A 26459-nucleotide genomic window follows, 5' to 3' on the forward strand; every position below is an offset into this window, starting at 1 on the left:
CCCGCGATCATCACCGAGACTACTGTTCGCGTGCAGTCACCAGTTACTTCTGGCAGCTCGGGCACCACCACATGTAGCGAGTATCGGTGGGGCCGGTGCCGAGCTGATCCGACTCGATGCGGGTGCCGCAGCGCAGGCACGGTTCGCCGCGCCGTCCGTGCACCCAGTAGCGGGGCTTGCCGCGCGGCAGGCCCGTGAGATTGCGGATCGGGCGGTCCTTGTTCACCATGATCGCCTTGTAGCCGAGCGCGACGAGGCGTTTCGGGTCGGCGATCTCGCCGATGGGGGTGTGGGGGCGCACGCCGCGCAGAAAGCTCAACTCGTTCGCGAACACGTTGCCGAGGCCGGCGAGGTTACGCTGATCGAGCAGTGCGAGCGCAACTGGCCGCTCGGGGTCTGAGAGCAGATTCGCTAACGCGAGGTCGGCATCCCAATCGGGGCCGAGCAGGTCGGGGCCCAGGTGCCCCACGATGCTGTCTTCGGATGCCGTGGGCACCACCTCCAGCAGCCCCAGTTCAAAACCTACCGCGGTCTTCGTTGCCGTACTCAGCACCCCGCGAGCCAGGTAGGACGGCTTGCGCCACCGTTCCCCGGCGCCGTAAATCTGCCACACGCCCTCCATCTTGAGGTGGCTGTGGATGGTGAGGCCGCCGCCGGGTTCGACGGCTGCGCCTGTGCCTGAGCCGGTGACTGCGCCCGAGGCTGCTGAAGCGACGGAGTCGGCGGCTGGCGCAACCCGAATCAGCAGGTGCTTGCCGCGCGGCACGACACTCGTGACGGTCTGGCCGCTGAGGTCGAGGGTTGCGAAGGCGGGCACTCGAAAGTCGGTGCGCGTGAGAACCTGGCCGTCGAGTGCCGCCCGCAGCTTCGCGGCCGCCTTGTAGACGGAATCACCCTCAGGCACGAAGCCTCAACCCCTGCGGTGTCGCGACGAATCCAGCCTCCACGAGGGCTTTGCCCACCGGGGTGCCGACGGCGAAGTCGCCATTCACTTTCTCGATGCGCAGCTTGGGCAGGGTTCCGCGGAGGGTGCTCGTGAGCGAACGCGTCGCGGCATCCACGACGGCGGGCTCGAGGTCGAAGGCGAGGAGGGACTTGCCGCCGCGCTCCAAATACAGGGCCAGATGGCCATCGACCATCACCACGACGGCGCCGGCCTTGCGGCCCGGGCGATGCTTCTTGGGAGCATCCGCAGCGGATTTGGCGGCTGTCGCCCAGCCTTCGTCTGGCGACGAGGGGGCGTCCGAGTCGCTCCCTGCGGGACTACCTGTCGCCGAGCCAGCACCTGCACCAGAACTGCCAGTACCGCCAGAGCCTTCACCGGCATCCGCCCCACCAATCCCGGGCCACCCCAGCGCCGCCCCGTAGGGGTTCGCCGGGTCAGTCGCGGCGAGAGTGATCGCGCGAAGTTCGGGCGCAGCATCCGGATCCCGAGTGAAACCACGAAGGCGGTCCACGGTCGCGCCGGTCGCGAACTGGGCCGCGCCGAGACCGTCGATGAAGTAGCCGCGGCGTGCCCGGCCGGTTTCTTCGAAGCCGCTCAGCACCCGGTACGTCAGGGCGAAGCCGCCGCGGATGCCCTCGCTCACGACAGCGCCGCGAGTCACGACAGCGTGCCGTTCGAGCATCAATTCGGCGGTCGACTTGGCGCGAACCGTCGTGTCGCCTTCGGCGGTTTCCAGCAGCGCCCAGCGCCCGGACGCACTCGGCGGCCCCGCCTGTGCCACCGTCGACACGCGCCCGCGATAGGCCCGAGCCCGTGCCGGACGCGGCGCCCGAGTGGCCCGCACCGTGCCTCCGAGATGCGCCCGCAAGGGCGCAAAACTGTCGTTGGTGATGAGCGATCGCCACACCAAATCCCACAACTCTTTGAGCAGCGCCTTGTCATCAGTGCTGCCGACCTGATTCGAGAGCTGCCGGAAGAAGAACGCGCCACCGCCCGCCAGGTCCGCGAGAATGCTCTGCTGCAGTTCGCTCAGCCCATCGCGGTCGGGCTCGGGCAAAGTCAGCGCTGCTGTCGCCGCAGGATGCAGACTGATCCAGCCGTCGTTGCCGGCCAGCGCGCCGTGCCCGGCCCACACCACCTCGCCCGAGGTCGTCAGCTCGTCGAGCCAGGCGGGCGAATAGTCGCGTACCCGCGCACTCAAAATAAAGTTCTCCCATGCGGATGCTGGGGCTGAGTACCCGGCCAGTTGGTCGATGGTCTGCGCCAGGCCATCAATGCCGCGCAGGGAGTCACCGGCAGCGGAGACGTGTTGCCAGGCGGGCAGGAACCGTCCCAGCGTCGCGTGCGAAACGGGTTCCACCTCTTGGCGGAGCGCCGCGAGGGAGCGGCTGCGCAGACGACGCAGCACATCCACGGAACACCACTCGGTGCCGCTCGCTCCGGGGCGAAACTCGCCATCAACGACACGACGGTCGGCCGCGAGGCGACGCAGGGTGTCCTGCACGACGGCGGTTCCGAGACCGAAGCGGGCAGCGGCATCCGCCAGTGTGAAGGGACCGTGGGTGCGGGCGTAACGACTCACGAGGTCGCCGACGGGATCGTCAACGGGTTCGATGAAGGCGGCCGGAACACCGATCGGCAGCGGCACCCCGAGGGCATCGCGCAGGCGAGCGGAATCTTCGATGACGGCCCAGCGGCGTTCGCCCGCGATGGTCACTTCGAGCACGCGGTTGGCTTTCGCCAGCCCGGTGAGGTCGGTCGTGAGGGCGGCGCCGGTGACGAGCGAGCGCGCCTCGATCTCGGCGACGGACTGCGGGCCGAGCACGCGCAACAGATCGACGAGCCCTTCTGCATTCCGGGCATGACGGTCGGGCTCGAGTCGCTGCAACTCGTTCTCGGTCTGTTCAATAACGCCGGGGTCGAGCAGTTCGCGCAGCTCAGCGCGCCCCAACAGCTCGGCGAGCAGCGCCGGGTCAAGCGAGAGCGCAGCGGCCCGACGCTCAGCCAACGGCGAATCACCCTCGTAGACAAAAGCGGCCATATAGCCGAACAGCAGGCTGCGCGCGAACGGCGACGGCACATCCGTTTCGGTCTCCATCACGCGGATGCCACGGCTGGCGATGCGCTTCGTCAGCGCCGTGAGCGCCGGCAGGTCGTACACGTCTTGCAGCACTTCGCGCACCGTCTCGAGCACGATCGGAAAGCTCGGGTACTTGCGCGCGACATCCAGCAACTGCGAAGCGCGTTGGCGTTGTTGCCACAGCGGCGAACGCTTGCCGGGGTCGCGGCGCGGCAGCAGCAGGGCTCGGGCGGCGCATTCCCGAAAGCGCGCGGCAAAGAGGGCTGAACCACCCACTTCTTCCGTGACAATCTGTTCGAGCTCTTCAGCGTCGAACACAAAGAGGTCGGCACCGGGCGGGGCGGCATCGGTGTCGGGGATGCGCACGACGATGCCATCGTCACCGGCCATGGCTGCGCCATCCACCCCCAGCTGTTCGCGGATGCGCGCCGTAATCGCCAACGCCCAGGGCGCGTGCACGGGCATGCCGTACGGGGAATGCAGGATCACGCGCCAGTCGCCCAGCTCATCGCGGAACCGCTCGACGACGAGAGTCGTGTCGCTCGGAACGTGCCCCGTCGCCGCCTTCTGCTCGGTGACGAGGGCGAGCAGGTTGCTCACGGCATGCTCGTCGAGCCCGATCGATTCGGCCCGAGCGCGCGCATCGTCAGCGGATGCCGTAGCAATTTCTTTCGTGAACGCCCCGATCGCTTCGCCCAATTCTGCCGGGCGGCCGAGGCCATCGCCCTTCCAGAACGGCACGCGGCCGGGCTGCCCGAAGGCGGGGGAGACGAGCACTTGATCGTGGGTGATGTCTTCGATGCGCCAGCTGGTGGTGCCGAGCGCGAAGACGTCGCCGACACGCGATTCGTAAACCATCTCTTCGTCGAGTTCGCCCACTCGACGGCCGGGAGCTCCTGCTTCGCCGCCGATCATGAACACGCCGAAGAGGCCGCGGTCGGGGATGGTGCCGCCCGAGGTGACGGCCAAGCGTTGCGAGCCGGGGCGGCCGCTGATGGTGCCGGCAACCCGATCCCACACCACGCGCGGCCGCAGCTCAGAGAATTCGTCGCTCGGGTAGAGACCGCTCAGCAGGTCGAGGGTCGCATCGAAGGCGCTTCGAGGCAGGGTCGAGAACGGCGCGCTGCGGCGCACGGTGTCGAACCAGTCCTCGATGTCGATCTCGTCGAGAGCAACCGCGGCGACGGTCTGCTGCGCGAGCACATCGAGCGGGTTCGTCGGCACCGAGAGAGCTTCGATCTGCCCGCTGCGCATCCGCTCAACAGCAACAGAGGTGTGGATGAGGTCGGTGCGGTGCTTCGGGAAAAGCATGCCTTTGGAGATTTCTCCCACCTGATGCCCGGCTCGCCCAATGCGTTGAAGCCCGCTCGCGACCGACGGCGGCGACTCGACCTGAATGACGAGGTCGACGGCGCCCATGTCGATGCCGAGTTCGAGCGAGCTGGTTGCGACAACACAGCGCAGCACGCCGGTCTTGAGGTCGTCTTCGATGATCGCGCGCTGGTCTTTGCTCACGGAGCCGTGGTGCGCGCGAGCGAGCAACGGGGCGGCGCCCATCGTGGAGCCGCTCTGCGCCATCATCTCGGAGGGTGGCTTCCACGGTTGTTGCGGGGCGGCGTAGGCCGTGGCATCCGCACTGGCTTGGCTGCGGGCGCGGGCTTCGTCGCCGTCGACGCTGCCGTCGTTCATCCGCTCGTCGTAGATCTCGTTGAGGCGTGCCGTCAGCCGCTCGGCGAGGCGCCGGGAGTTCGCGAACACGATGGTGGAGCGGTGCTCGAGAATCGCGTCCACAATGCGCTCTTCGACGTGCGGCCACAGGGATGCCGCCGATTCGGGCGTTGCTTCATCGTCACTGCCGTCGCCGCCGCTGGCTGTGCCGCGTGCCGATGCCACGGTGCCGGGAATCGTCATGTCGGGCACGGGAACGACAACGCTCAACTCGAACGTCTTGGTCGACGGCGGATGCACGATCGTCACGGGGGAGCGGCCGCCCAAGAACCGCGCAACTTCTTCGATCGGTCGCACGGTGGCGGAGAGCCCGATGCGCTGCACGGGTTTCGCGAGCAGAGCATCCAACCGTTCGAGCGATAACGCCAAGTGCGCGCCACGTTTGGTGGCGGCGACGGCGTGCACCTCGTCGATGATGACGGTGTCGACGTTCTTGAGGGTCTCGCGGGCCGCCGAAGTGAGCATCAGATACAGCGACTCAGGAGTCGTGATCAGGATGTCGGGAGGCAGTCGGGCAAGCAGACGCCGGTCTTGCTGGGTCGTGTCTCCCGATCGCACGCCCACGGTGATGTCGGTCTCGCCAAGCCCGAGCCGCCGAGCGGTTTGGGTGACGCCGACGAGGGGAGCACGAAGGTTGCGCTCGACGTCGACGCCGAGCGCCTTGAGCGGGGAAATGTAGAGCACTCGCGTGCGCTGCTTGGGGTTGGCCGGGGGAGGGCTCGACGCGAGTTGGTCGATCGCCCACAGGAAAGCTGCGAGCGTCTTGCCCGAACCGGTGGGGGCAACGACAAGTGCATGCGCCCCGGTAGAGATTGCATCCCACGCACCGAGTTGCGCCGGGGTGGCAGCATCGAACGCGCCCTGGAACCACTCTCGGGTGGCGGGCGAAAATTTGCCGAGCACGTCGCTCATTGTTCTATCTTCGTCGCAACCCCTGACAGTGCCCTACGGATTTCGCCGTGGGCGTGCAGCGCGACTGCCAACGGCGGTAACGACGCACCACCGCAACCGCCGTTCACTCGCGGCCGCCCCGCGAACCGCACCATGAAACGCTACGCGTGCGCGTGCAAGAAGCTCACGAAGTCGTTGAGCTCGTCGGTCGAGATCGCGTGCGCGAGCCCCTCATAGATGCGGGTCTCAGCGCGCGTGTGGTCGACGAGCCATTCTTCGGTGCGCTCAATTGCCGCCGCGGGAATGACCGGGTCATCCGTGCCGCGACCCCAAAACACGGGCGGGCGGATGCTCGCGAGCTTCGCATCTCCCGGATGCTCGGCACTGGCCACGAAGCCGGAGAGTGCGACGGCACTCGTGAAGCGTTCCGGGGCGAGCCGCAAGAGTTGGAGCAACATGGCGGCCCCTTGCGAGAAACCGAGGAGGCTCACACTCGTGTACTGCTGGGAATCGAGCCATTCGAGCACGGCGTTGGCGGCGTCATCCACGCCAGAAACCTGGGGGAGCCCGCCACCGCTGAGGTCGATCGGGAACCACGAGAATCCGCCACTCTCGGGGAGCGGCGCTCGCAGCGACGCGATGACGGGGCCGAGCGGCAGGGCGGGAGCAAGCGAGAACAGATCGCCCTCGTGGGAGCCATACCCGTGTAACAGCACGATGAGCGGGCGGCCGGCCCGTTCACGTTCGGGGGCCGACCAGAGCACTGCGGAGGAATCGATCTGCATGGCACCAAGCCTACGCGGCGGGGCTAAGCACCGACGTGGCTAAGCACCGACGGGGCTAAGCATCAATCTTTGAAAGCTCCGCACAGCAGGCTTAGGGGTAAATGATCACGGCCAAAATTGTCCGGAGTTGACCGTAGGGCTCGGCTGCTGCAGCGTGCACTGCGGGATCACACGTCATCGTTGCGACGAGCGAGGTGCCGGAGTCGGGCATCGAGCGGGCAATGACTTCTGCAACCTGATGTTCGCCAGTTGGTAAGGTGAGCGCCAGAGTTCCTGTGGCAAATTCGATTGCGCTTTCGCCTTGTGTTGTAGAAAAAGTGACGTCGATGGTTCCCGCGTCAAGAACCGAGGCTTCGGGGCCTTTGTCGGCGTAAGCCTCAATGACGCCATCGACCATTTCTTCTGAGGGAATGCTGTCAGTGGGACTCTCAGCCATCTGGCTAGCAACAGTTTGTGACGTGATGAGCGAACACCCGGTTTCGTCGTGCTGCCACACGTTGACGCCGTTGTCGTCGAAGGTGACGTGCGTCCAGTCAGGAGTCATTTGCCAAGCCCACACCGGCTGCCCCTCAAACACCGCCAATGTCGTCAGCGGGATGTGTTCCACGCCACCAGCCAGCGGCGCAGGCGATCGCGTTGACTTTCCCTTCGTGATCGCTGTGCCTTCAGAATTGCAGCGATCATTGTCGCAATCCGCTGCTGGTGGAGTGCCGAAGACGTGACTTGCGGTCACGACGAACGCTGCGGCGATACCGATGAACACGAGTCCGCCGGCGGCGATGAGCGCCCACGCCCAGCGCGGTAACCCGCGTCGTGGGGTCGGGTCTCCAGCACTTGCCGGGTCGTGCGCCGACCCGTCCGCCGGAAGGGGAAGCTGAGGCGGACTGTTGCGGGGTGTCTGATCGGTCATGGGTTCCCTTTCGCGTGACAGGCGAGTGCCTGAGACATGAACGCTAATTCGGGGGTTGGTGCCTCCAGCGTGGAGTGCGCGAGCTGTGCAGTGCGCGAGAGAAAGCGGGATTGTGAGCGACTAGTCACCGGCCAGGGCAAGCCCGCCGCGGCATCCGACCGCCGACATCGTGCACGCCAAACCCGCACGATGGGTGACAATGGAGCATGAGCTCCGTCGGCACACCAGATCCCAACTCGTCTTGGCTTTCAGATGAGGAGCTTGCGGAGACCCGCAGGCGACTGCCGCTGCTCTATGTAGAGGCGGTTCCTGTGCGAGTGGATGGGCTGGGTCGCGTCACTGAGGTCGGCACCCTGGTGCGCGGCAACGATGGTGAGATCACCCGCACCCTCGTCTCTGGTCGTGTCATGTTTGGCGAGACGTTGCGCGACGCTCTGTTCCGTCATCTGGAAAAAGATCTGGGCCCGATGGCCTTCCCACTTTTGCCCGCAAGCCCGACCCCGTTCATGGTCGCCGAGTACTTCCCGTGGCCCGGCGATAGCCAGTTCACTGATCCCCGCCAGCACGCCGTTTCGATGGCCTACGTCGTTCCTGTCACGGGTACGTGCGAACCGCGTCAGGATGCGCTTGAGCTCACCTGGTTGAGCCCCGCCGCAGCGGTCTCCGACGACGTCACCGCCGACATGGAAGGTGGCCGCGGCGCACTCTTGCGCGCCGCCCTCGCTTCCGTCGGCGTTCTGCCGTAACTCGCGAGCCCAACCACCCGTTAAACGCCGAAGGGCGACGAACCCCAACCCAGCATTGCTGGGTGAGATTCGCCGCCCTCAGACGGTAAAGCTGTGTTGCGTTGAGCCTTAGCGCCCGCTGCTCGAAGCACGACGGTTGGGTCGCACTACCTGGCCAACGCGAACGGGTCCGCTTCCGGCCTGAGCGCGGCCCTTGCCGCCGCGCGGACGCGTGGGAGCTTCAGCTTGCTGCTGGCGCGGCTGCTGAGTTGAGCGCTGTTCGCTTGAGCCTGAACCGGCAACGACGGCGCCACGGCCGGAGCCTTGACGATCGTTACGCTGCTGGCCGCCGCGAGCGCCATCGCGAGCGCCATCACGTGCCTGGCCATCGCGAGCGGCACCGTTACGGCCACCACGAGAGTTGCTTCCGTTGCCGCCACGTCCACCGGCGCCACCACGGCCACTCTCACGGGCACCATCACGTTCGCCTTCGTAGAATCCGCCTTCGCCGTCGCGACGTGAACGCTTGCGCTGGGCGTTTGCACCCTGCGAACGTCCACCCTGTGACTGGCCACGGGCGGGGACTGCTGCGCGAGGCGCAGGCTTGACGTATTCGGCTACTTCACCGGTCAGGGCCACGACGGCTTCTGACTTGGCGTTCACGTGCTGCGGGGTCACCGTGATGGCGGCCTTACGCAACAGCGCTGCAGTGTCTTTGCGCTGGGTCGGAAGAACGATCGTCACAACGTCGCCCTCTTCACCAGCACGAGCGGTACGGCCACTGCGGTGCAGGTATGCCTTGTGCTCGGCGGGCGGGTCAACGTGGATCACCAGCTCAATGTTGTCGACGTGCACGCCGCGGGCTGCGACGTCAGTAGCAACAAGCACCTTCACGTCGCCAGCGGAGAACGCGGCGAGGTTACGGTCACGGGCAACCTGCGAGAGGTTTCCGTGCAGGTCAACGGCGGGGATTCCGGCATCCGTCAACTGGCGTGCCAGCTTCTTGGCGTGGTGCTTGGTGCGCATGAAGAGGATGCGGCGGCCGGTTCCCGAAGCAAGCTTCTCGATGAGAACGCGCTTGGATTCGACGCTCTCGGTCTCGAAGACGTGGTGGGTCATGGCGGAGACGTGCGAGTTTGCTTCGTCGACCGAGTGCAGAACCTCGTTGTGGAGGAAGCGGCGAACCAGCTTGTCTACACCGTTGTCGAGGGTGGCGCTGAACAGCATCCGCTGTCCATTGCTGGGGGTCTTGTCGAGGATGCGGGTCACGACGGGCAAGAATCCAAGGTCGGCCATGTGGTCGGCCTCGTCAAGCACGGTGATCTCGATTGCGTCGAGGCTCACGAAGCCCTGCTTCATGAGGTCTTCCAGGCGACCGGGGCAGGCAACGATAATGTCGACGCCGGCCTTGAGGGCAGCAACCTGGCGGTTCTGACTCACGCCACCGAAGATTGTGGTGGTGTTGAGGCCATACGCGGCAGCGAGAGGTTCGATCACAGCAGAGATCTGTGTGGCGAGCTCGCGGGTCGGTGCGAGCACGAGACCCAGCGGGCGACCCGGGCGACGCTTGCCACCGGAGAGTGTGCCACCGAGGCGAGCAACCATCGGAAGAGAGAAGGCGAGGGTCTTGCCCGAGCCTGTCTTTCCGCGGCCGAGAACATCGCGACCGTTGAGCGTGTCAGGCAGGGTGTCGAGCTGGATGGGGAACGGCGTGGTCTTGCCGTCGGCTGCAAGAGCAGCAACGAGAGGCGCGGGTACGCCAAGCGAGCTAAAAGTTTGTTCAGTCAAAGTAATGGTGCCTTTCAGGCATAAGTAACAGATGGGCGTTACACCGGAGGCACACGGGCACAGTTCAAAATGAACGTGGCAGTGCTGATCTACACCGACCCAATCAGGCGTTTCGCACGGGTGCGGCACACAGGTCAGATCTCGAACTTTCGTTCGGCGCGGATTACTCCAGTTCGCCGGAGAAAGTTTTCTACGAGCCGCACGTTTCTGATTGACGTGGGCGAGAAGAGGGAAGCGTTCTACGACGCAGGGAAACACAATTGTTTCGCAAGTAACCCCAGCGTAGCAGTTATGCCTCTAGTAGCGCTCGCCTACCGGCACTTGCCCAGCCAGAGTATTGCCGGCCTGCGCGAGCGGGCACGCCCACGCCGGGTCATAGGCGCATGACGGGTTGTACGCAAAGTTGAAGTCGAGCACGAGCGACTCGGGGGTACTACCCGGTCCGAGATCGGCACCTTTGACGGTGTCGAGAAGGTAGCGGCCGCCACCGTAGGTTCCACCCTTCACGCGAGAAAGAGCATCCTTCACGGGGATGAAGATGCCGCCGCCATACGAAGCAAGGCGCCACACATCGAGCGAGCCAACCGAATCAATCTCGACCGTGCCCAGCAGGTCGAACGGCACCACGCCATCCGTTCCGGTCTCGACGTTCATGCGGCGACCGTCGCCCGGAACAATGGATGCCTCGAAACGCCAAGCGGGATCGTAGGCCTCGAACGGCAGCCCCTTAAAGCCGCGCAGGTCCTCCGGCAAGAGCGGCGAAGCTGGATGCGTGGCAAACATCTCATCTCGACCCGCCCGCCAAGCGGCGTGGGCGCTCGCTGCATCCGGGTTCTCGCGGATAGCGGCGTAGAGAGCGAAGTTGCGGCGGCGCCAGTCGGCTACCTCAAGGGCGGTCATGGCTTCAGGTTATCTCGCGCAGCCGACAGTGCGGCGAGCGGATCCTCGAGCTGCGTCACCCGTTCCATCACTTCGCGGTACCCCAGTTGAGCAAGGTTGGGGTCGGCAATTTCGTGCCAGGTGCGCGGCGTTGCCACGGTGGGATGGAGGCGCCCGCGCAACGAATACGGCGCCACCGTGGTCTTGGCGGCACTGTTTTGGCTCCAGTCGACGAGCACCTTGCCGGGGCGCAGCGAACGCTTCATGTCGCTAACAACGAGGTCAGGATGATCGGCCTCTAACGCTCGCGCCAGCTCGTGCGCCACCGCTGACATCTTGTGAGAGTTGGAGCGCCCATCGAGGCCCGCATACACATGGATACCCTTGCTCCCGCTGGTCACCGGCACCGGTTTCAGATCCATGTCTTCCAATAGCGCGCGAGCGTAGCGCGCGACTTCGGCGCACTCGGGCAGCCCGACGCCCTCACCGGGGTCAAGGTCGAGCACTAGCCGATCGGGATTCTTGGGCTGGCCGTTCTCGCCGAATCGCCACTGCGGAACATGAATTTCGAGGGCAGCCACCTGAGCGAACCAGGCGAGAGTCGCGCGGTCGTTGACGAGCGGGTACACGTTGGAGTGGTCTTTGTGTTTCATTGTGCGGCGAGCGATCCAGTCAGGCGCGAAGTTTTCGAGGTTTTTCTGAAAGAAGACGGCGCCCGGGTTCTCAGCAGTTCCTACCCCGTCAACCCAGCGCTTTCGGGTGGCAGGGCGGTCGTGGGCGTGCGCGATGACCAAGTCGGCGACGGCGTCGTAGTACTCAAGAACGTCGGCTTTGGTGGTTCCCGTTTCTGGGTAGAGCACCTTGTCGAGATTGCTCAGGGTGAGGGAGTGGCCGTCGATGGTGATGGCCTGCCGTGAGTGCGCCATCCGTTCAGAATGCGCTCAAACCACTCGCCACACAAGGCCAGCGTTTGACTCAGTCGCGGGAGAGCAACAGACGCACTTCACTTTCCGCGGAGGCGAGCCGGTGCGGATCGATGGTCTCACCCGCCGAGAATAGGTCAACGATGCGGGGATCGACGTAGCTCTTCTTCGCGATGGCGGGCGTATTACCGAGCACCTCCGCGGCGGCCTCCATTGCCTCTCGGATGGCGCGCGAGCGTGCCCGTTGGCTCAGTTTCGGCACCGCGACCTCGGCAGCAGCCGCGCTCACCGCCAGACTTGACGCGGCAGCAACTGTGCCGCGCAGCGTGCGAAAGTCCTTGGCGGTGAAGTCGCCACCCGTGCGCTCGCGAACGTAGTCGTTGATATCCGCAGCGGTCAGCGACCGGCGCTCGCGGCCCTCCCGCCACGACAGTACCGATGCATCGGGAGCACTGCGCAGGCGTCGCCGGATGAACTCGGCGAGATCGGCATCCACAATTTCGCTTTCCCACCGCTGGCCGCTCTTGCCGGGAAAACAGAGTTGCACGCGGTCGCCGATGACGGTGACGTGGTCGCACAGCAGAGTGGAGAGGCCGTGGCTGCCGTGCTCTTCGGCATAGCGTTCGCTGCCGACGCGCAATGAGCCGGTGTCGAGCATCCGAAACGCGGCGGCACGAGTGCGCTCGCGGGGGTCGTCGCTGGAGCGCAAAGTACGGGTGACGACACCGCGGGCGCCGGGGAGCACCGCCGCGAGTTCGAGCGCGCGGTCGAACTTCACGCGATCTTGACGCTCACGCCAGGCCGGGTGGTAGATGTATTGGCGACGGCCTGCCTCGTCGAAGCCGGTCGCAAGCACGTGACCGTTTTCGTACGGACAAATCCACACGTCAGTCCATGCCGGTGGGATGCCCAGCGAGCCGAAACGCGCCTTGAGATCGGCCTCGGTTACTGTTTCGCCAGCAGGGTCGCGGTAGCTGAACCCCCGGCCCGATCGCACGCGCGAGTAGCCGCGCCCTGTTGTATTGCTTCGCCGCAGTCGAGGCACCGCGTGTTCCTTTCGTGCCCACGATTCGGCTCACGCCGACGGCTGAAGCCACAACGGTCAACCTAAAGATTGAGATTAGTTCTTCTTGTTGTGCCCCAACTCCACGTTGGGGCAAGTCGCTGCAGTGCGGCACCACGCCACTGCCAGAAGGCCCAATAGAGCGGCCACAGCAGGGGAGTGAGGATGCCAGCGCTAAAGATCAACTGGTCGCGATACAGAGTTTTTCCCCCGGGAGCGGGGCTGACGGCCATCGTGTGTTCCCACTCGGTGACGAGAGCGAGGGGGCCGCTGAGGCCGCGGCCACGGTCGCGCACGAGGCGAACACCATGGGGGGCCTCCTCGAACGATATGTCGATCACTTGCTGACCAACCGTGACAAGGCCGAGCGCTGCCATATTGACCGGATGCTCGCCGGGCTGCCACAGCTCAGGAAAGCCGCCGACCTCCAAGGATTTGAAGGTCGTCAGCGGGGCCGACACTTGTTGAAACACGTGCGGGCTGCGGATGGCACGCCACGCGTCGTCGGGGTCACAATCGAGTACGAGCTTCAGCAGAACGCGCATAGTCATAGTTTCTACCAGTGCGATTCAGGAATCCAGAGTGGAACAGAAAAGAACCAAGTGGCGCACGCTCGTCCTAAACTGTGGGCACCGATTCGGCAGGAGCCGCGATGCCCATTCCTCCCCACACGAGTTCGAATCCGAGCACCGCCGGGGCGATACCCGAGACGATGACGGCCGTGACTGCTCGGCGCTATGGCGACACAGATGTCCTGGCGATCGAGACCATTCCGACTCCCGCTGTCACGCCGGGAAAGCTACTAGTGCAGGTGCTTGGTTCTTCCGCGAACGCTCTCGACTGGCGCATCCTGAGTGGCACGCCGCTGTTCGTTCGATTGGTCATGGGGCTGCGTAAACCCAAGCGTCTCAGCCCAGGAGCGGATGTCGCGGGGCGCGTGCTTGCGGTCGGCGAGGGCGTCACCGGCTTCGCGATCGGAGATGCTGTCTTTGGCGAGGCAGCCGGCGGAGCATTCTCCGAGTACGCGTCCGTCACCGCCAAGAACTGTGTTGTGCTGCCGGCGCGTATCGACTTCGTGGCGGCCGGAGCAACGCCGGTCGCTGGCCTCACCGCGCTGCAGGGCTTGCGACGCGAAGGCGCAGTGCAGCCCGGTGACCGCGTGCTCATCAATGGTGCAGCGGGTGGAGTCGGCACGTTTGCCGTGCAGCTCGCTCGCATTCTCGGCGCAACGGAGATCACTGCAGTCTGCAGCGGTCGCAACGTGGAGCAATCGCGGGCCTTGGGCGCTACGCGCGTCATCGACTACGAAACCGAGGACTACATCGCGGCCGGCGGCCAGTACGACGTGGTCTTCGACCTCATGGGCAACCGAACCGCAGGCGAGCTGCGCAGCATCCTTGCTCCCGGCGCCCGCGTCGTGGGAGTCAGCGGCCCCATGACCAACCGGTGGGTCGGCCCCGTCTTCCACCTGATGCGCATGGGGCGGGCCTTCAAGGGGACGGATGTCTCCTTCCACCAGTTCACCGCTGCACCCACGCCCGACGACCTCAACTACCTTGCCGAGTTGCTCGCATCCGGCGAGCTCGTTCCCGCGATCGAACGCGTTGTCGGGCTCGACGGAGTCGTTGACGCGATCGACCAGATCGCCTCCAGCCATGGCAGAGGCAAGGTTGCGGTCGTGCCGAGTGGGGCTCCGAACCCTGCTGAATAGCTGCGTGATTTCGTCGTTGCAGCGATGCGGCAGTCCGACGCCGCCCGCCCGCGTCTGATGTCACATTCTGTAACCCAACGTGACCGAGACGACCGCCGCGTTTAACCTCAAGAAGTGAACGATCCCCGTACCCAACCCCAGTACCAAGTTCGCTTTGGCTTCGGCGGCGCCCAAGCGCTCGAGCTGAGCACCGGTGCCGACGTTGTCGTGTGGGCGGATGCTCTCGCCGACGGTTCAACGCCCGCCCCCGAGTTGCCCGGAACATTCTCGATTCTCAGCGCCGGCACCGGGGCAGCCACGGCCGTCGCCGGATGGGTCATCGCGCAACAAGAACTCAAAGGTGACCGCTTCACCGTCGCCGTTATCGCTGCCGGAAACGCGCACGGCGGGTTCACCGTCGACGACCTCCTCGCGGCGGGTGCGATCGTAGATGCTCTCGCCGATGCCGGCATTGATTACATTTCGCCGGAAGCGGCATCCGCCGTCGCTGCGTTTACCGGCTTGCAGCCTGCCCACAACCACCTGCTGTCGGCGAGTACGGCAGGTCAGCAGCTGATTCAGGATGCCGGACGCGGCGCCCTCGATGAGGCCATTGTCAGCAACGCTGCAGTCAGGTTTGCCATCGTTCGGGAATGACGCTTGCTCCGTGAGCGTTGAACCGAGTAGTCACTGACTGAGCACCCCGTCATTGACTCACTAACGACCGACTCAATGGAGGACAGTATGAAGGCAGTAATCGGCGACACCGTCATCGCAGAAGCACCCAAGGAAGATCTCCTCAAGATTGAGGGCAACTGGTACTTCCCGCCGGCCAGCGTGAACCACGAACTGCTCGAGAAGAGCCCCACCCCGTACCACTGCCCGTGGAAGGGTGACTGCCAGTACTTCATCGTCAGCGCCAACGGCCAGAAGTTCCAGGACCGCGCTTTTAGCTACCCGAACATCCTCCCGGGCGCCGCAGAGCGCGTCGGCAAAGACTTCTCCAACTACGTCACCTTCTGGAAAGAGGTTCAGTTCGTCGACTAATCGACAACTTTCTCTAGTGCGCAGTTAGCGTGCCGCAGTGCGGGCACGATGGCTGCGCACTTTTGCGCGGTTACCGCAGCGCTGCATCGAGCACCAACGGCGGTTATTGGAGCGGGATTCGTCGTAGAAGACGAGAGCGCAATCGTCGGCAGCGCACTCCCGGATGCGTTCGTGCTGTTCGTCGCCGAACAAGAAGACGGCTTCACGCGCCATCGTTGCGAGGGCTTGGCCGGTGCGAACGCGCGTGCGGCCTGCCTGCAGGTTTCCTCCCGCTAGCCGCGGGGGAACATCCGGGGTCGCAGCGAACAGGTTGATGATGTCGATCTGCTTCGGGTCAGGCTGACCGTTCACGCTCAGTGCTGTGGCGATCGACGCAATTGCTTCGCGCAGGCCCTTCGCATCGGTGAGGTCACGATCGGTGACGGTTCCATCGCAGGCTTCAAAGCGACCCTCAAGCCACGTCGCGAGGTCGGCCGGGGTGCGCAGGCGTTCCCACTCGGGATTGTTGCCCATCGCGCCCGTGTAGGCGAAGTCGAGTGCGCGGGCACCAGAATCGAACCACCACTGACGTGACGTGCGCGACGTAAACCATTGGCCAGTCGCACCGCCGGCGTTGTCGCTCGCAGGCGTGTTGGCGGGCATGGTTCTGGGCGTGCCAGTAGGAGTGGTGGTTTCGGGATGCTGCACCTAACCATTATCGCCGGTTACGGGACACCCCGTGACCGGGTGCGCTCGCGGCTACCCGCGAGGCCGCGACACAACTCGGTGCACCCAGTCGATGCGGTTGGCCGTGCTGAAGCGACGAGAGCACAGCCCGCACGCCAGAGGTCGGGTCGGCTTGCGGTAGCGAAAGTGTTGGTGGCCTGCCGGGCAAGTGCCAACCCAGGGCGCAAACTCATCGGCGATCGCTCCACCGTGCAGTCGCTTACCCTCATAGCCGAGCTCTTTCGCTACGGCCTTCCATTGCGCTCCGTGCCCGGCACCGGAGCCCGCCATGGCGTGCGCGATCTCGTGCAGCAGGATCTGATGAATTTCGTCATCTTCGTACCTGGCCGCCAAATAGCGCGATACCGAAATGCGTTTGTGGGTGTAGTTGCAGAGCCCGGCGCGTGTTTTGGCGTTGTCGAAGGTGAACTGCCAGCTGTCATCCAAGTGAAGTCGGATGAGGGCATCCGCCCACACGCGCACTCGGGAAAGTTCAGCCACCTGTCGAGGCTAATGGATGAGGGCTAGTCGAACCGCACGCGGTTATCGGCGGGCTCGACCGCATCGGCTTCGGTTGCTGCTGCGATGGATGCCGCACGCTCGGCTTCACGCTGAGCGCGGGCCCGGCGACGTTTGCGCTTGCGGGCGCCCGAGATGATCCCGCTGGCGATCATGAACCCGGCGTAGACGAAGAGGCCGATGGCAATCACGGGAACGAGCCAGCTCTTCGCATTGCCGTTGACGAAATTGCTGACGTAACCAATCCACGGAACGCTGTACCAGAGCTTGCCCTGCACCTGAACAGGCAGCACTTGCAGTTCGTCGGCGACGTCATTGTTGTCGCCCTTGAGCGTGAAGGTGCGGGTGCCGTCGCTGGAGTTGGTGATGCCGGTGACGCGGTGAGTAATGACACCGGCCTTGCCTGACTCGATTTGGTAGGTGATGACATCCCCAACGATGATCTCGTTGGTGTCGATGGGCTTGACGACGATGAGCGTTCCCGGGGGAAGACCCGGCTCCATCGAGCTGGTCAGCACTGTGAGCGGAAGCGAGCCCGTGAGGTTCGGGATGATGATGACGAGGGCTCCGACGAGCAGTACCAGAGCGAATAGTCCGCCGCTGATGCCCATACCGAGGTAGTAGAGAATGCCACGCGATTTTTCTTCGTCAGCGCCCGTGTTGCGAGCGGTTGCGCGAGTCGGTAGATCAGACATCGTCAGTGTCCTTTCGTGTGCGTCGCCCGGCGATCCATGAGATACCAGCGCCAACAAGTGCGGCCAAGAACAGGATCAGTACAAGGTACTCCTGGTAAAGCCGCCAAGAGTTGGGGTCAAGAGTGAATCCGGAAGGGAAAGTGGGGGTGAGGCCCGATGCGGTGTCGTCCCCAGCGTCGGCGATCGCGGGACTCGGGCTCGGCGTGGGAACAGGCAATGTTGAGCTGTTTCCTGCGCCGGTGGCTGTCGTGCCTGTGCCGGTTGTTGTGCCGGGTACGGCGGGCACGAGTGGCACTGTCGAACCTGAATTCGTGCATTGCGTCGCGGGTAGAGTTCCTGGCGTTGTGTCCGAGAGCGTGAAACGAAGCGATACGGATGCCGTAGCTCCTTGGCCTTGCGAGCCGGTCAGGTCCCCGAGGTCGAGGGTTGCCGTCACAGGCACGGTCTGCCCGGCGGCAATGGTTACACCCTCGTTGGTGACGAGGCAGGGCGAGGCTCCGCTGATGGACTGCGGAGAACCGGCGTTGTTTGGTGTGCTGGTGGTCACCGTGAGTGCATCCGCGTAGTTCGTGTCGGAGTACGACACATCCTGCATGGTGATGCGCAGGTAGCCCGCCACGGTGCCGGTGTTGCGCACATAGACCGTCTCGGTCTGGCTGTCGCCTGGGCTGAGCAACGCGATGCTGTCGAAGATCGCACCAGGGTAGGTGCGAGCGAACGAGACACCGTCGTCGCTGAGCTCGATTACTCCCACGCCGGTTGCTGCGCTCGCGGGAGTTGCGCCGAGCATGAGACTCAGCAGTGCCGCAGTGGCGATTCCGAATGTCCGGCGAAGTCCTAGCCGCATGAGAGGCCGTAGTTGAAGAAGCGTGGCTCTACTGGGATTGTTGCGGAGTCGACAGATTCGGTGCCGTCAGCGGCTACCGCGCGAACTGTCAGGTCGCCGGTTGCGCCGCTGCTGGACAGCCCCATTGAGTTGCCGCTGGTGTTGGCTACAAAGCCTCCGTTGTAATAAACGTTGTAGCCACCGTTGGGTGTCGTGAAGCCACTTGGAGTCGACCACGAGATCGTGATCGCGGTGTAGGAATTCTGGTTCACGCACTGAGTCGCTGTCGGAGCGTTCGGAGCCTTGCTCTCGAAGATGTCCTGCGTGAACGAACGGCTTGCGGCCGTCGTCGAGTCGGTGGTGTTCCAGTTGGTGCCAGCGCTCGAGTTCACGGCGAACGTCGCTGTGGTGGTCTTGCCAGCCTGGGTCGTCATGCTGCCAGTGAACGTCGTCGAGGTGCACAGGATGGCGCTACCAGTCGACGCGAGAGTCAGGTTCAACGTGCTCAGAGAAACAGTGCCGCCGTTGAGCGTGCTCGACACAACCGGCGTCGTTGCGGCACAGGCGGAGCTCGTGCCGACCCAGAACTTCACGGCGACTTGGTTGCCGGCGAGGGTTCCGCTGCGAGTGATCGTCACGCTAGTAATAGATGCCTCAACGGAACCGGTATTGCGCACGGTGATCGGCTTCGTCACCGACCCGTTGGTTGCGGTGTAGGTATAAGGACCGAGTGCGGTGATCGTCGCTGCGCCAGCGGTCGTCGAGGTTGTGAGTGAAACGGCGCCGGTCGTAGCCGTGGCGGTCTTAGCCGACGACGCAGTCCAGGCTGCGAAGCTGACTCCGGAGACCAGCGTCAGAAAGACGGCGACACCCGCGATGATCGACATCCGAGTGGAGCGCTTCATGCCCCGGTAGTCGACCGTGCTGGCGCTTGCTCCTGAGCGGATCACGGCTGAACCCCCGAAATCGTTGCGGTGATGGCAACGTTAGTCGACTGGGCGCTTGCGGGAGCGTTAGCGGGAAGGGTGACGACGAGGCAGGCGCTCGTGGAGGCGCCGGCGGCGAGTGTGCTGTTCAGCGTTCCTGTAGGAGTTCCTGAGGCGGGGCACGCACTGTTGGCGATGGAGATCGTGAAGGGGTTCGTCGTCGAGGAACCCGTTGCAGTGGCAGCGATTGCTGCGGAAAGGACGAGGGGCACGTCGCCAGTGTTGGTGATGGTGAAGGTGCCGGTGACTGACTTGCCGGGCGCGAGCGCCGACCAGTTCAGGGTTTGGTTTCCGACGGTGAGCGCTGCTGTTCCGGCGCTGATAGTCGAACCGGGCGTCGCAGTGACGGACGAGTTGAGGTAGGCGTAGGTTCCGCCGGTGCCAACGAGACCGAGCGAGACGGCGATGGTGAGGACGGTGAGTGCTTTCACCACGCCAAGGGCTCCTCCGCCGAAGACGGCGAGGGGCGATGCTGCGCGGCGCTGGTGGCGGCCGTTAACCATGTCAAGGCGGTGCGATCCGCGAACTGTTGAAGAGTTCATGGTGCACCGCCTTTCGATGAGAGAAACTGCTGTGAAATGTGAAGAGGACTGTCGGGTGTGCGTCCCCCCAGGCCGCACACCCAACCGGGTAAAACTAGTTTTGCGTGAGTGTGATGGTGAAGCCGCTCAGCGATGCCGCGCCGAGCTTGGAGCTGTTCTCGGCTCCGGCGGTGGCGCTCTTCGGGTACGTGATGGTGACAGAGACAACGACGGGCTGTGTGCCAGCGGCTGCAACGACGCTCGACGTGGCTGCTCCGTTGACGGTGAAGGTAGCCGACTTGGTGAGTGCTGCGGCGAGCGCGGTGTCTGCAGCGGATGAGCTTGCTGCGGTGATCGCGGTGGCGCCGAGTGCAGCGGTAGCGGCGAGGTTGTCGCCGGTTGCGGTCACGTTGAAGGTCTTGGTGTAGGTGACGGTGTCACCCGGAACGATCTTGAAGCTAGCGGGCGATGAGACGGTCGCTGCGGTGCCGAGCTTCCAGCCGTCGGTCGAGCCGCTACCGGCTGCGATGTCGAGCGTGCCAGCAGCGATGCTGCCGGGCGAAGCGACGGTTACTGAGGAGTTCCACGTAGCGAGGGTTCCTGCTCCACCGAGGAGAAGGGCGATTCCTGCTGCACCTGCGATGGAGCCTTTGACGAGCTTGTTCATGATTTCCTTTCGCGGCGCAGCGGAGCAGGCCGGGATGAGTGTGGTTCGGGTTGGTCGGGATTCAAGAAGCTGTCTGCTGGTTTCGGGTTCCTGCATCTCAGGTGAGAAGAAACGAGGTTCGGGCCTCGCTCTCAACTTCCTAAAAACGAATCTACTTGTCCTCCCTAAGGAGGACAGTCCCCAGTAATGGGGGGCAGGCTATGTCCGCACCATGGGGGACTAGACACACTCGTTTGGGGGACGAAATACCCCGTTTTTACGGGGTTGTCGCCCAAAGACCGCGAAAAGGGTACAGCGCTTGTACCCCGAAAGTCTCAGAAAAATCGGGGTACAAGGGGACAGATCTGTCTATCCTCTACCCGGTTTGACCTGAAAAATATTTTTGGATGGGGGTGGAGATTTCACCGCAGTGGCGTCTGTGACCACCGGAGAGCTGCCAATAAAGTCCAAAAGTTCCACTCCGGCGACCACTTTTGAGGGGTGCGGGCCACCGGCAAGAAGCCGCGGCATCCAATGCAGGGGCAGTGCTGAGGGTGAGCCGACAAGCACGATGTTGCCAAAACGACGCCCCTTGAGAATCTGAGTCTCGGCGAGCGCGGCCACATGGCCGACCGTGTGCTTGAGCGTTGCGGCCTGACTGCGTGCGAAAGCGAGCCCTGGGCCGTCAGCAACGTTGACGACGACAACGCCCTCGGGTGCGAGCAGCGTCATCGCTTCCTCGTAGAACTCGACACTCGTTACATGGGCCGGAGTGCGGGCGCCACTAAAGACATCTACTACGAGAAGATCAACGGCTCCGCGCATCCCCGCCGGAAACTTCGCGAGCACTTCGCGAGCGTCACCGTGGCGAACGCGGATGGATGCCCGCTTCGACCACGGAAGTTCGGCGCGAACAAAATCCACAAGATCCGATTCCAACTCCACGACCTGTTGGCGTGAGCCTGGACGTGTGGCCTCGACATAGCGGGGCAGAGTGAGGGCGCCGCCACCGAGGTGAACGGCAGTGATGGGGGCGCCGGGTTCTGAGAGCTGATCGATGACGTGGCCCATGCGCTGCACGTACTCGAAGAACAGCTGGCTGGGGTCGTCCATGTTGACGTGCGACTGCGGGGTGCCGTCCACGGTCAAAGTGAAGGCGCCATCCTGCCAACGGTCAGGGGCAATTTCGGCAAAGTGGCCGCTCAATTTCAGGGTGGTGCTGGGATGTTCGGCCATGGCATTGACTTTGCCACACTCCGTACAGACATGCAGCCGCGCTCGCGGGCGCCAGAACCGCTGGGCGGTACGGTGAAGCATGGCCGATGTGAACCGCGAACTCCCTCCCCACCTCAAGGCGCAATTGAACGCCCAGTCCTACGTGGGGCCGGCAACGTTCGGAATGCGACCGATGCTGAGCGAGCCAGAGCAGCTCGATTCCTGGAAACCGGATGTCGCGGTCGTAGGTGCCCCCTGGGATGACAGCACCACCAACCGCCCCGGTGCCCGCTTCGGGCCTCGTGCTTTGCGCGCCAGCGCCTACGACCCCGGCACCTATCACCTCGATCTTGGCGTCGAGATCTTCGACCACCTCGACGTTGTCGATTACGGGGATGCCATTGCGAGTCACGGAATGTGGGAGCTATCGAAGGCGGCCATCTTCGATCGCGTCTCTCAAGTTGCCAGTCGTGGCATCATCCCGTTCATCATCGGCGGAGATCACTCCATCACGTGGCCGGCAGCCACTGCGGTTGCCGAGCACCACGGTTTCGGCAATGTGGTCATGATTCATTTCGATGCCCACGCCGACACCGCGAACATCCTCGAGGGCAACCTCGCCAGCCACGGGACCCCGATGCGTCGTCTCATTGAATCGGGCGCGATCCCTGGCCCCAACTTCTTACAGGTCGGCCTGCGCGGCTACTGGCCGGGAGAAGAAGATCAGAAGTGGATGCGCGACAACGGTCTCAAACACTTCATGATGCAAGAGTTTTGGGAGCGCGGCGTCAAGGAGATGATTCCCGAGATTATCGCGGCGGCGAAGGCTCGAGCATCCAAGGTCTACATCTCGATTGATATCGATGTGCTCGATCCCGGCTTCGCTCCGGCAACAGGAACGCCAGAGCCCGGTGGCTTCGCGCCCATTGATTTGCTGCGCATCATCCGCCAGATTGTGCTCGAAACGGATGTCGTTGGTTTCGATGTCATGGAGGTCGCGCCGGCCTACGACCACGCCGACATCACCGTAAACAACGCCCATCGGCTCATCTGGGAGGCCTTCGGAGCGATGGCGGCGAAGAAGCGTGCGGCGGGACTCACAGCAAACCCCTAGTCGAATTTGCGGTTTAGGTCAAGAATCGGGTGGACATGGCGCGGCATAGCGGCTTATAGTAGATCCTTGCGCTCCCAGACAAATTAAGCAGTCATATTGCGGACAGCTGGGTGCCCCGAGTATAGCGGCGGGGCGTTTCTGGTGAGCATTTCATTACCGACCGTCATTTATCTTGACAGACGAACCCGACGGGGTTCACGGAGGTTGTTCCTTGGCTGCTGCGCGCGATGCGTCCACCAATAAGTCCCCGAAAAACGGCCGCTCAGCTTCGCGGCTTTCTTTCGCAAAAATCACTGACACGCTAACGGTTCCCGATCTGCTCGCCTTGCAGACCGAGAGCTTTGATTGGCTCGTCGGAAACGACATCTGGAAGAACCGTGTAACTGACGGTGTTGCCGCTGGTCGTACCGATCTGCCGACTCGTAGTGGTCTCGATGAAATCTTTGAAGAGATTTCACCGATTGAAGACCTCGGCGAGACGATGCAACTGTCGTTCACTGATCCTGAGCTTGAAGAACCCAAGTACTCGATTGACGAGTGCAAGGAGCGCGGCAAGACTTTCGCTGCGCCTCTCTACGTGAACGCTGAGTTCATGAATCACCTCACCGGTGAAATCAAGACTCAGACTGTTTTCATGGGCGACTTCCCCCTCATGACCGCTCGCGGTACTTTCATCATCAACGGAACCGAGCGCGTAGTTGTTTCGCAGCTCGTCCGTTCGCCTGGTGTGTACTTCGACCGCCAGCCCGAGAAGCTGTCCGACAAGGACATCTACTCGGCTCGCATCATCCCGAGCCGTGGTGCTTGGCTTGAGTTCGAGATCGACAAGCGCGACCAGGTCGGCGTTCGCATCGACCGCAAGCGCAAGCAGTCGGTCACGGTCTTCCTGAAGGCCCTCGGCCTGTCCAGCGAAGAGATCCTCGAGGAGTTCAAGGGCTTCCCGTCGATCGAAGCCACCTTGGAGAAGGACAACATCCTTACCAAGGAAGAGGCGCTCAAGGACATTTACCGCAAGCTTCGCCCCGGCGAGCAGGTTGCTGCAGAAGCCGCACGCGCGCTTCTCGACAACTTCTACTTCAACTCGAAGCGCTACGACCTCGCGAAGGTTGGTCGTTACAAGATCAACCGCAAGCTCGGTCTCGACACTGACATTAAAGAGTCGGTGCTCACCGTTGAAGACATCATCGCGACCATCAAGTACATGGTTTCGCTTCACGACACTTCGGCACCCAACGTTTCGGTAAGCGACAGCGGTGTAGCCAGTGTTAAGGGCGTCCGCGATGGCAAGAAGGTTGCCATTCGTCTCGACATTGACGACATCGACCACTTCGGCAACCGTCGTATCCGTGCCGTGGGTGAGCTCATCCAGAACCAGGTTCGTACCGGCCTCAGCCGTATGGAACGTGTTGTTCGCGAGCGCATGACCACACAGGACATCGAAGCGATCACCCCGCAGACTCTGATCAACGTGCGCCCCGTCGTCGCCGCGATCAAGGAGTTCTTCGGAACGTCGCAGCTTTCGCAGTTCATGGACCAGAACAACCCGCTCGCGGGACTGACCCACAAGCGTCGCCTTTCGGCGCTGGGCCCTGGTGGTCTGAGCCGTGAGCGCGCTGGTGTTGAAGTTCGAGACGTTCACCCCTCTCACTACGGCCGCATGTGCCCGATTGAGACTCCTGAAGGCCCCAACATTGGTCTGATTGGTTCGCTCGCCTCGTTCGCACGTATTAACGCATTCGGTTTCATCGAAACCCCATACCGTCGCCTCATTGACGGCGTTGTTTCGACGACCATCGACTACCTGACTGCAAGCGACGAAGACGACTACATCGTCGCGCAGGCAAACGCACCGCTCACGAAGGACATGAAGTTCGCTGAGCCTCGCGTGCTTGCACGTAAGAAGGGTGGCGAGGTTGACCTCGTTCCCGTTGAAGACATTGCCTACATGGATGTCTCGCCGCGCCAGATGGTGTCGGTAGCGACCTCGATCATCCCCTTCCTCGAGCACGACGATGCAAACCGCGCACTCATGGGTGCCAACATGCAGCGTCAGGCTGTCCCGCTGCTGCGCAGCGAGAGCCCGCTTGTCGGAACCGGTATGGAAGCCTTCGCCGCCATTGACTCTGGTGACGTTGTCACCACGCTCAAGGCTGGTGTTGTCTCTGAGGTTTCAGCAGACGTCGTTGTTGTTCAGCTCGATGAGGGCGGAACGCAGGAATACTTCCTGCGCAAGTTCGACCGCTCTAACCAGGGCACGAGCTACAACCACCGCGTCATCGTCAGCGCCGGAGAGCGCGTCGAAGTTGGTCAGGTCATCGCTGATGGTCCTGCAACCGAGAACGGCGAGCTCGCACTCGGAAAGAACCTCCTCGTGGCATTCATGCCGTGGGAGGGTCACAACTTCGAGGACGCGATCATCCTGAGCCAGAACCTGGTTAAGGATGACGTACTGTCGTCGATCCACATCGAAGAATACGAAGTGGATGCTCGCGACACCAAGCTCGGTAAGGAAGAGATCACGCGCGATCTGCCGAACGTTAGCCCAGAACTTTTGGCTGACCTCGACGAGCGTGGAATCATCCGTATCGGTGCAGAGGTTCGCCCCGGCGACATCCTCGTCGGCAAGGTCACGCCTAAGGGTGAGACTGAGCTTTCGGCTGAAGAGCGTCTGCTCCGTGCCATCTTCAACGAGAAGAGCCGCGAAGTTCGCGACACCTCGTTGAAGGTTCCCCACGGTGAGCAGGGCACAATCATTGCTGTCAAGGAATTCTCTGCAGACAACGATGACGAGCTCGGCTCGGGTGTCAACCAGCGTGTTGTTGTGTACATCGCCCAGAAGCGCAAGATCACCGAAGGTGACAAGCTCGCTGGTCGTCACGGCAACAAGGGTGTTATCTCCAAGATTCTGCCTGTCGAAGACATGCCGTTCTTGGCCGATGGAACCCCGGTCGACATCATCCTGAACCCGCTCGGTATCCCCGGTCGAATGAACTTCGGTCAGGTTCTCGAAACTCACCTCGGTTGGGTTGCGAAGCAGGGTTGGGAAGTTGAAGGCAAGCCGGAGTGGGCGAAGAACCTTCCTGAGGAAGCGTTCAGCGCTGCACCAGGAACCAAGGTTGCTACCCCTGTATTCGACGGTGCTTACGAAGAGGAAATCGCGGGTCTTCTTGACTCCACGACTCCTACTCGTGACGGCGTTCGTCTCATCGACCACACGGGTAAGACCCCGTTGTTCGATGGTCGTTCGGGTGAGCCGTTCCCGGCTCCCGTTTCGGTCGGTTACATGTACATCCTCAAGCTGCACCACCTCGTTGACGACAAGATCCACGCTCGTTCAACCGGTCCGTACTCCATGATTACTCAGCAGCCACTCGGTGGTAAGGCTCAGTTCGGTGGACAGCGCTTCGGTGAGATGGAAGTGTGGGCACTCGAGGCCTATGGTGCCGCATACGCTCTGCAGGAACTTCTGACGATCAAGTCGGATGACATCCTCGGTCGCGTCAAGGTATACGAAGCCATCGTTAAGGGCGAGAACATTCAGGAGCCCGGTATCCCCGAGAGCTTCAAGGTTCTCATCAAGGAAATGCAGTCGCTGTGCCTCAACGTCGAAGTTCTTTCGGCCGACGGCTCAACGGTCAACCTGCGCGACACGGACGATGAAGCGTTCCGTGCCGCTGAAGAGTTGGGCATCAACATTTCCGCGCGGTTCGAGTCCTCGTCTGTTGACGAGATTTAACTCGACCGACCACGACTGCAGAACTTTCGAAGAGAGAAGAT

At 63.1% G+C, this 26459-nt stretch carries 22 protein-coding genes and 1 pseudogene; 6 read left to right on the top strand and 17 right to left on the bottom strand.

Translation table 11 applies throughout. The features are described from left to right. Positions 1 to 43: 43 nt before the first annotated feature. The 4 genes from I6E74_RS03505 to I6E74_RS03520 form a co-directional block, all read right to left on the bottom strand. Complete coding sequence (locus I6E74_RS03505) at positions 44 to 904, bottom strand: DNA-formamidopyrimidine glycosylase family protein (protein ID WP_197123025.1); 861 nt, start codon at positions 902 to 904, stop codon at positions 44 to 46. Next, positions 897 to 5666 carry an ATP-dependent helicase gene (locus I6E74_RS03510; RefSeq protein WP_197123026.1) on the bottom strand — a complete coding sequence of 1590 codons (4770 nt, stop codon included), beginning with the start codon at positions 5664 to 5666 and terminating at the stop codon, positions 897 to 899. The genes I6E74_RS03505 and I6E74_RS03510 overlap by 8 nt, the downstream gene beginning before the upstream one ends. A gap of 140 nt (positions 5667 to 5806) precedes the next feature. Continuing rightward, positions 5807 to 6430: an alpha/beta hydrolase gene (locus I6E74_RS03515; protein ID WP_197123028.1), complete on the bottom strand. Its 624-nt coding sequence runs from the start codon at positions 6428 to 6430 to the stop codon at positions 5807 to 5809. Between the two features lie 91 nt (positions 6431 to 6521). Then, complete coding sequence (locus tag I6E74_RS03520) at positions 6522 to 7340, bottom strand: hypothetical protein (RefSeq protein WP_197123030.1); 819 nt, start codon at positions 7338 to 7340, stop codon at positions 6522 to 6524. Positions 7341 to 7546: 206 nt separating this feature from the next. On the opposite strand from I6E74_RS03520, the gene I6E74_RS03525 reads away from it, so the two are divergent. Then, on the top strand, positions 7547 to 8086 hold the full coding sequence (locus I6E74_RS03525; RefSeq protein WP_197123033.1) for an NUDIX hydrolase family protein: 540 nt from the start codon (positions 7547 to 7549) through the stop codon (positions 8084 to 8086). 108 nt (positions 8087 to 8194) lie between these two features. Here the strand turns inward: I6E74_RS03525 and I6E74_RS03530 are convergent, their stop codons facing one another. The 5 genes and pseudogenes from I6E74_RS03530 to I6E74_RS03550 all read right to left on the bottom strand — a co-directional run bounded on the left by I6E74_RS03530 (position 8195) and on the right by I6E74_RS03550 (position 13263). Then, positions 8195 to 9853, bottom strand: a complete 1659-nt coding sequence (locus tag I6E74_RS03530; RefSeq protein WP_197123035.1) for a DEAD/DEAH box helicase — start codon at positions 9851 to 9853, stop codon at positions 8195 to 8197. Between the two features lie 297 nt (positions 9854 to 10150). Continuing rightward, complete coding sequence (locus I6E74_RS03535) at positions 10151 to 10753, bottom strand: DUF1684 domain-containing protein (protein WP_197123037.1); 603 nt, start codon at positions 10751 to 10753, stop codon at positions 10151 to 10153. Positions 10754 to 10773: 20 nt separating this feature from the next. Next, positions 10774 to 11658, bottom strand: a pseudogene (gene ligD / locus I6E74_RS03540) (non-homologous end-joining DNA ligase); the annotation flags it as partial. Between the two features lie 49 nt (positions 11659 to 11707). Then, entirely contained in the window at positions 11708 to 12700 is a 993-nt protein-coding gene (locus I6E74_RS03545; RefSeq protein ID WP_197123039.1) for a DNA topoisomerase IB, read from the bottom strand. A gap of 62 nt (positions 12701 to 12762) precedes the next feature. Next, positions 12763 to 13263: a hypothetical protein gene (locus I6E74_RS03550; protein WP_197123040.1), complete on the bottom strand. Its 501-nt coding sequence runs from the start codon at positions 13261 to 13263 to the stop codon at positions 12763 to 12765. A gap of 107 nt (positions 13264 to 13370) precedes the next feature. Between I6E74_RS03550 and I6E74_RS03555 the strand changes: the two genes are divergently transcribed. The 3 genes from I6E74_RS03555 to I6E74_RS03565 all read left to right on the top strand — a co-directional run bounded on the left by I6E74_RS03555 (position 13371) and on the right by I6E74_RS03565 (position 15455). Beyond that, positions 13371 to 14429, top strand: a complete 1059-nt coding sequence (locus I6E74_RS03555) for an NAD(P)-dependent alcohol dehydrogenase (RefSeq protein ID WP_197123041.1) — start codon at positions 13371 to 13373, stop codon at positions 14427 to 14429. Between the two features lie 114 nt (positions 14430 to 14543). Continuing rightward, a complete protein-coding gene (locus I6E74_RS03560) occupies positions 14544 to 15065 on the top strand; it encodes a 2-phosphosulfolactate phosphatase (RefSeq protein WP_197123042.1) in 522 nt (173 codons plus the stop codon). An 87-nt stretch (positions 15066 to 15152) separates the two neighbouring features. Further along, positions 15153 to 15455 carry a DUF427 domain-containing protein gene (locus I6E74_RS03565; protein ID WP_197123043.1) on the top strand — a complete coding sequence of 101 codons (303 nt, stop codon included), beginning with the start codon at positions 15153 to 15155 and terminating at the stop codon, positions 15453 to 15455. Between the two features lie 24 nt (positions 15456 to 15479). Here I6E74_RS03565 and I6E74_RS03570 read toward each other — a convergent pair whose 3' ends face one another. The 8 genes from I6E74_RS03570 to I6E74_RS03605 all read right to left on the bottom strand — a co-directional run bounded on the left by I6E74_RS03570 (position 15480) and on the right by I6E74_RS03605 (position 21589). Further along, positions 15480 to 16142 carry a CGNR zinc finger domain-containing protein gene (locus I6E74_RS03570; protein WP_197123044.1) on the bottom strand — a complete coding sequence of 221 codons (663 nt, stop codon included), beginning with the start codon at positions 16140 to 16142 and terminating at the stop codon, positions 15480 to 15482. Positions 16143 to 16193: 51 nt separating this feature from the next. Then, the gene (locus I6E74_RS03575; RefSeq protein ID WP_197123045.1) at positions 16194 to 16661 is read right to left on the bottom strand and encodes a SprT-like domain-containing protein; all 468 of its coding nucleotides are present in this window, start codon (positions 16659 to 16661) and stop codon (positions 16194 to 16196) included. Between the two features lie 23 nt (positions 16662 to 16684). Further along, positions 16685 to 17374 (bottom strand): signal peptidase I, encoded by a 690-nt coding sequence (locus I6E74_RS03580; protein WP_197123047.1) that lies wholly within the window; start codon positions 17372 to 17374, stop codon positions 16685 to 16687. Next, complete coding sequence (locus I6E74_RS03585) at positions 17367 to 18221, bottom strand: hypothetical protein (RefSeq protein ID WP_197123049.1); 855 nt, start codon at positions 18219 to 18221, stop codon at positions 17367 to 17369. Before I6E74_RS03585 ends, I6E74_RS03580 begins: the two co-directional genes overlap by 8 nt. Continuing rightward, entirely contained in the window at positions 18212 to 19150 is a 939-nt protein-coding gene (locus I6E74_RS03590) for a hypothetical protein (protein ID WP_197123051.1), read from the bottom strand. The genes I6E74_RS03585 and I6E74_RS03590 overlap by 10 nt, the downstream gene beginning before the upstream one ends. Further along, complete coding sequence (locus I6E74_RS03595; protein ID WP_197123053.1) at positions 19147 to 19728, bottom strand: TasA family protein; 582 nt, start codon at positions 19726 to 19728, stop codon at positions 19147 to 19149. The genes I6E74_RS03590 and I6E74_RS03595 overlap by 4 nt, the downstream gene beginning before the upstream one ends. Positions 19729 to 19822: 94 nt before the next feature. Beyond that, on the bottom strand, positions 19823 to 20374 hold the full coding sequence (locus I6E74_RS03600) for an alternate-type signal peptide domain-containing protein (protein ID WP_197123055.1): 552 nt from the start codon (positions 20372 to 20374) through the stop codon (positions 19823 to 19825). A 348-nt stretch (positions 20375 to 20722) separates the two neighbouring features. Next, entirely contained in the window at positions 20723 to 21589 is an 867-nt protein-coding gene (locus I6E74_RS03605; protein ID WP_197123057.1) for a spermidine synthase, read from the bottom strand. 79 nt (positions 21590 to 21668) lie between these two features. Between I6E74_RS03605 and speB the strand changes: the two genes are divergently transcribed. Next, positions 21669 to 22682, top strand: a complete 1014-nt coding sequence (speB, locus tag I6E74_RS03610) for an agmatinase (protein ID WP_197123059.1) — start codon at positions 21669 to 21671, stop codon at positions 22680 to 22682. Between the two features lie 211 nt (positions 22683 to 22893). Next, on the top strand, positions 22894 to 26418 hold the full coding sequence (gene rpoB, locus I6E74_RS03615; protein WP_197123060.1) for a DNA-directed RNA polymerase subunit beta: 3525 nt from the start codon (positions 22894 to 22896) through the stop codon (positions 26416 to 26418). The last annotated feature ends 41 nt before the right edge of the window (positions 26419 to 26459 follow it).

The sequence above is a fragment of the Salinibacterium sp. SWN139 genome (genome assembly GCF_015864625.1).
Classification (GTDB): domain Bacteria; phylum Actinomycetota; class Actinomycetes; order Actinomycetales; family Microbacteriaceae; genus Rhodoglobus.

Coding starts and splice junctions, on each gene's coding strand:
- I6E74_RS03555 (WP_197123041.1), top strand. CDS start 13,371: ATGCCCATTCCTCCCCACACGAGTTCGAATCCGAGCACCGCCGGGGCG.
- I6E74_RS03565 (WP_197123043.1), top strand. CDS start 15,153: ATGAAGGCAGTAATCGGCGACACCGTCATCGCAGAAGCACCCAAGGAA.
- I6E74_RS03515 (WP_197123028.1), bottom strand. CDS start 6,430: ATGCAGATCGATTCCTCCGCAGTGCTCTGGTCGGCCCCCGAACGTGAA.
- I6E74_RS03510 (WP_197123026.1), bottom strand. CDS start 5,666: ATGAGCGACGTGCTCGGCAAATTTTCGCCCGCCACCCGAGAGTGGTTC.
- I6E74_RS03600 (WP_197123055.1), bottom strand. CDS start 20,374: ATGAACAAGCTCGTCAAAGGCTCCATCGCAGGTGCAGCAGGAATCGCC.
- I6E74_RS03520 (WP_197123030.1), bottom strand. CDS start 7,340: ATGACCGATCAGACACCCCGCAACAGTCCGCCTCAGCTTCCCCTTCCG.
- I6E74_RS03535 (WP_197123037.1), bottom strand. CDS start 10,753: ATGACCGCCCTTGAGGTAGCCGACTGGCGCCGCCGCAACTTCGCTCTC.
- I6E74_RS03550 (WP_197123040.1), bottom strand. CDS start 13,263: ATGCGCGTTCTGCTGAAGCTCGTACTCGATTGTGACCCCGACGACGCG.
- I6E74_RS03585 (WP_197123049.1), bottom strand. CDS start 18,221: ATGCGGCTAGGACTTCGCCGGACATTCGGAATCGCCACTGCGGCACTG.
- I6E74_RS03580 (WP_197123047.1), bottom strand. CDS start 17,374: ATGTCTGATCTACCGACTCGCGCAACCGCTCGCAACACGGGCGCTGAC.
- I6E74_RS03595 (WP_197123053.1), bottom strand. CDS start 19,728: ATGAACTCTTCAACAGTTCGCGGATCGCACCGCCTTGACATGGTTAAC.
- speB (WP_197123059.1), top strand. CDS start 21,669: ATGGCCGATGTGAACCGCGAACTCCCTCCCCACCTCAAGGCGCAATTG.
- I6E74_RS03605 (WP_197123057.1), bottom strand. CDS start 21,589: ATGGCCGAACATCCCAGCACCACCCTGAAATTGAGCGGCCACTTTGCC.
- I6E74_RS03525 (WP_197123033.1), top strand. CDS start 7,547: ATGAGCTCCGTCGGCACACCAGATCCCAACTCGTCTTGGCTTTCAGAT.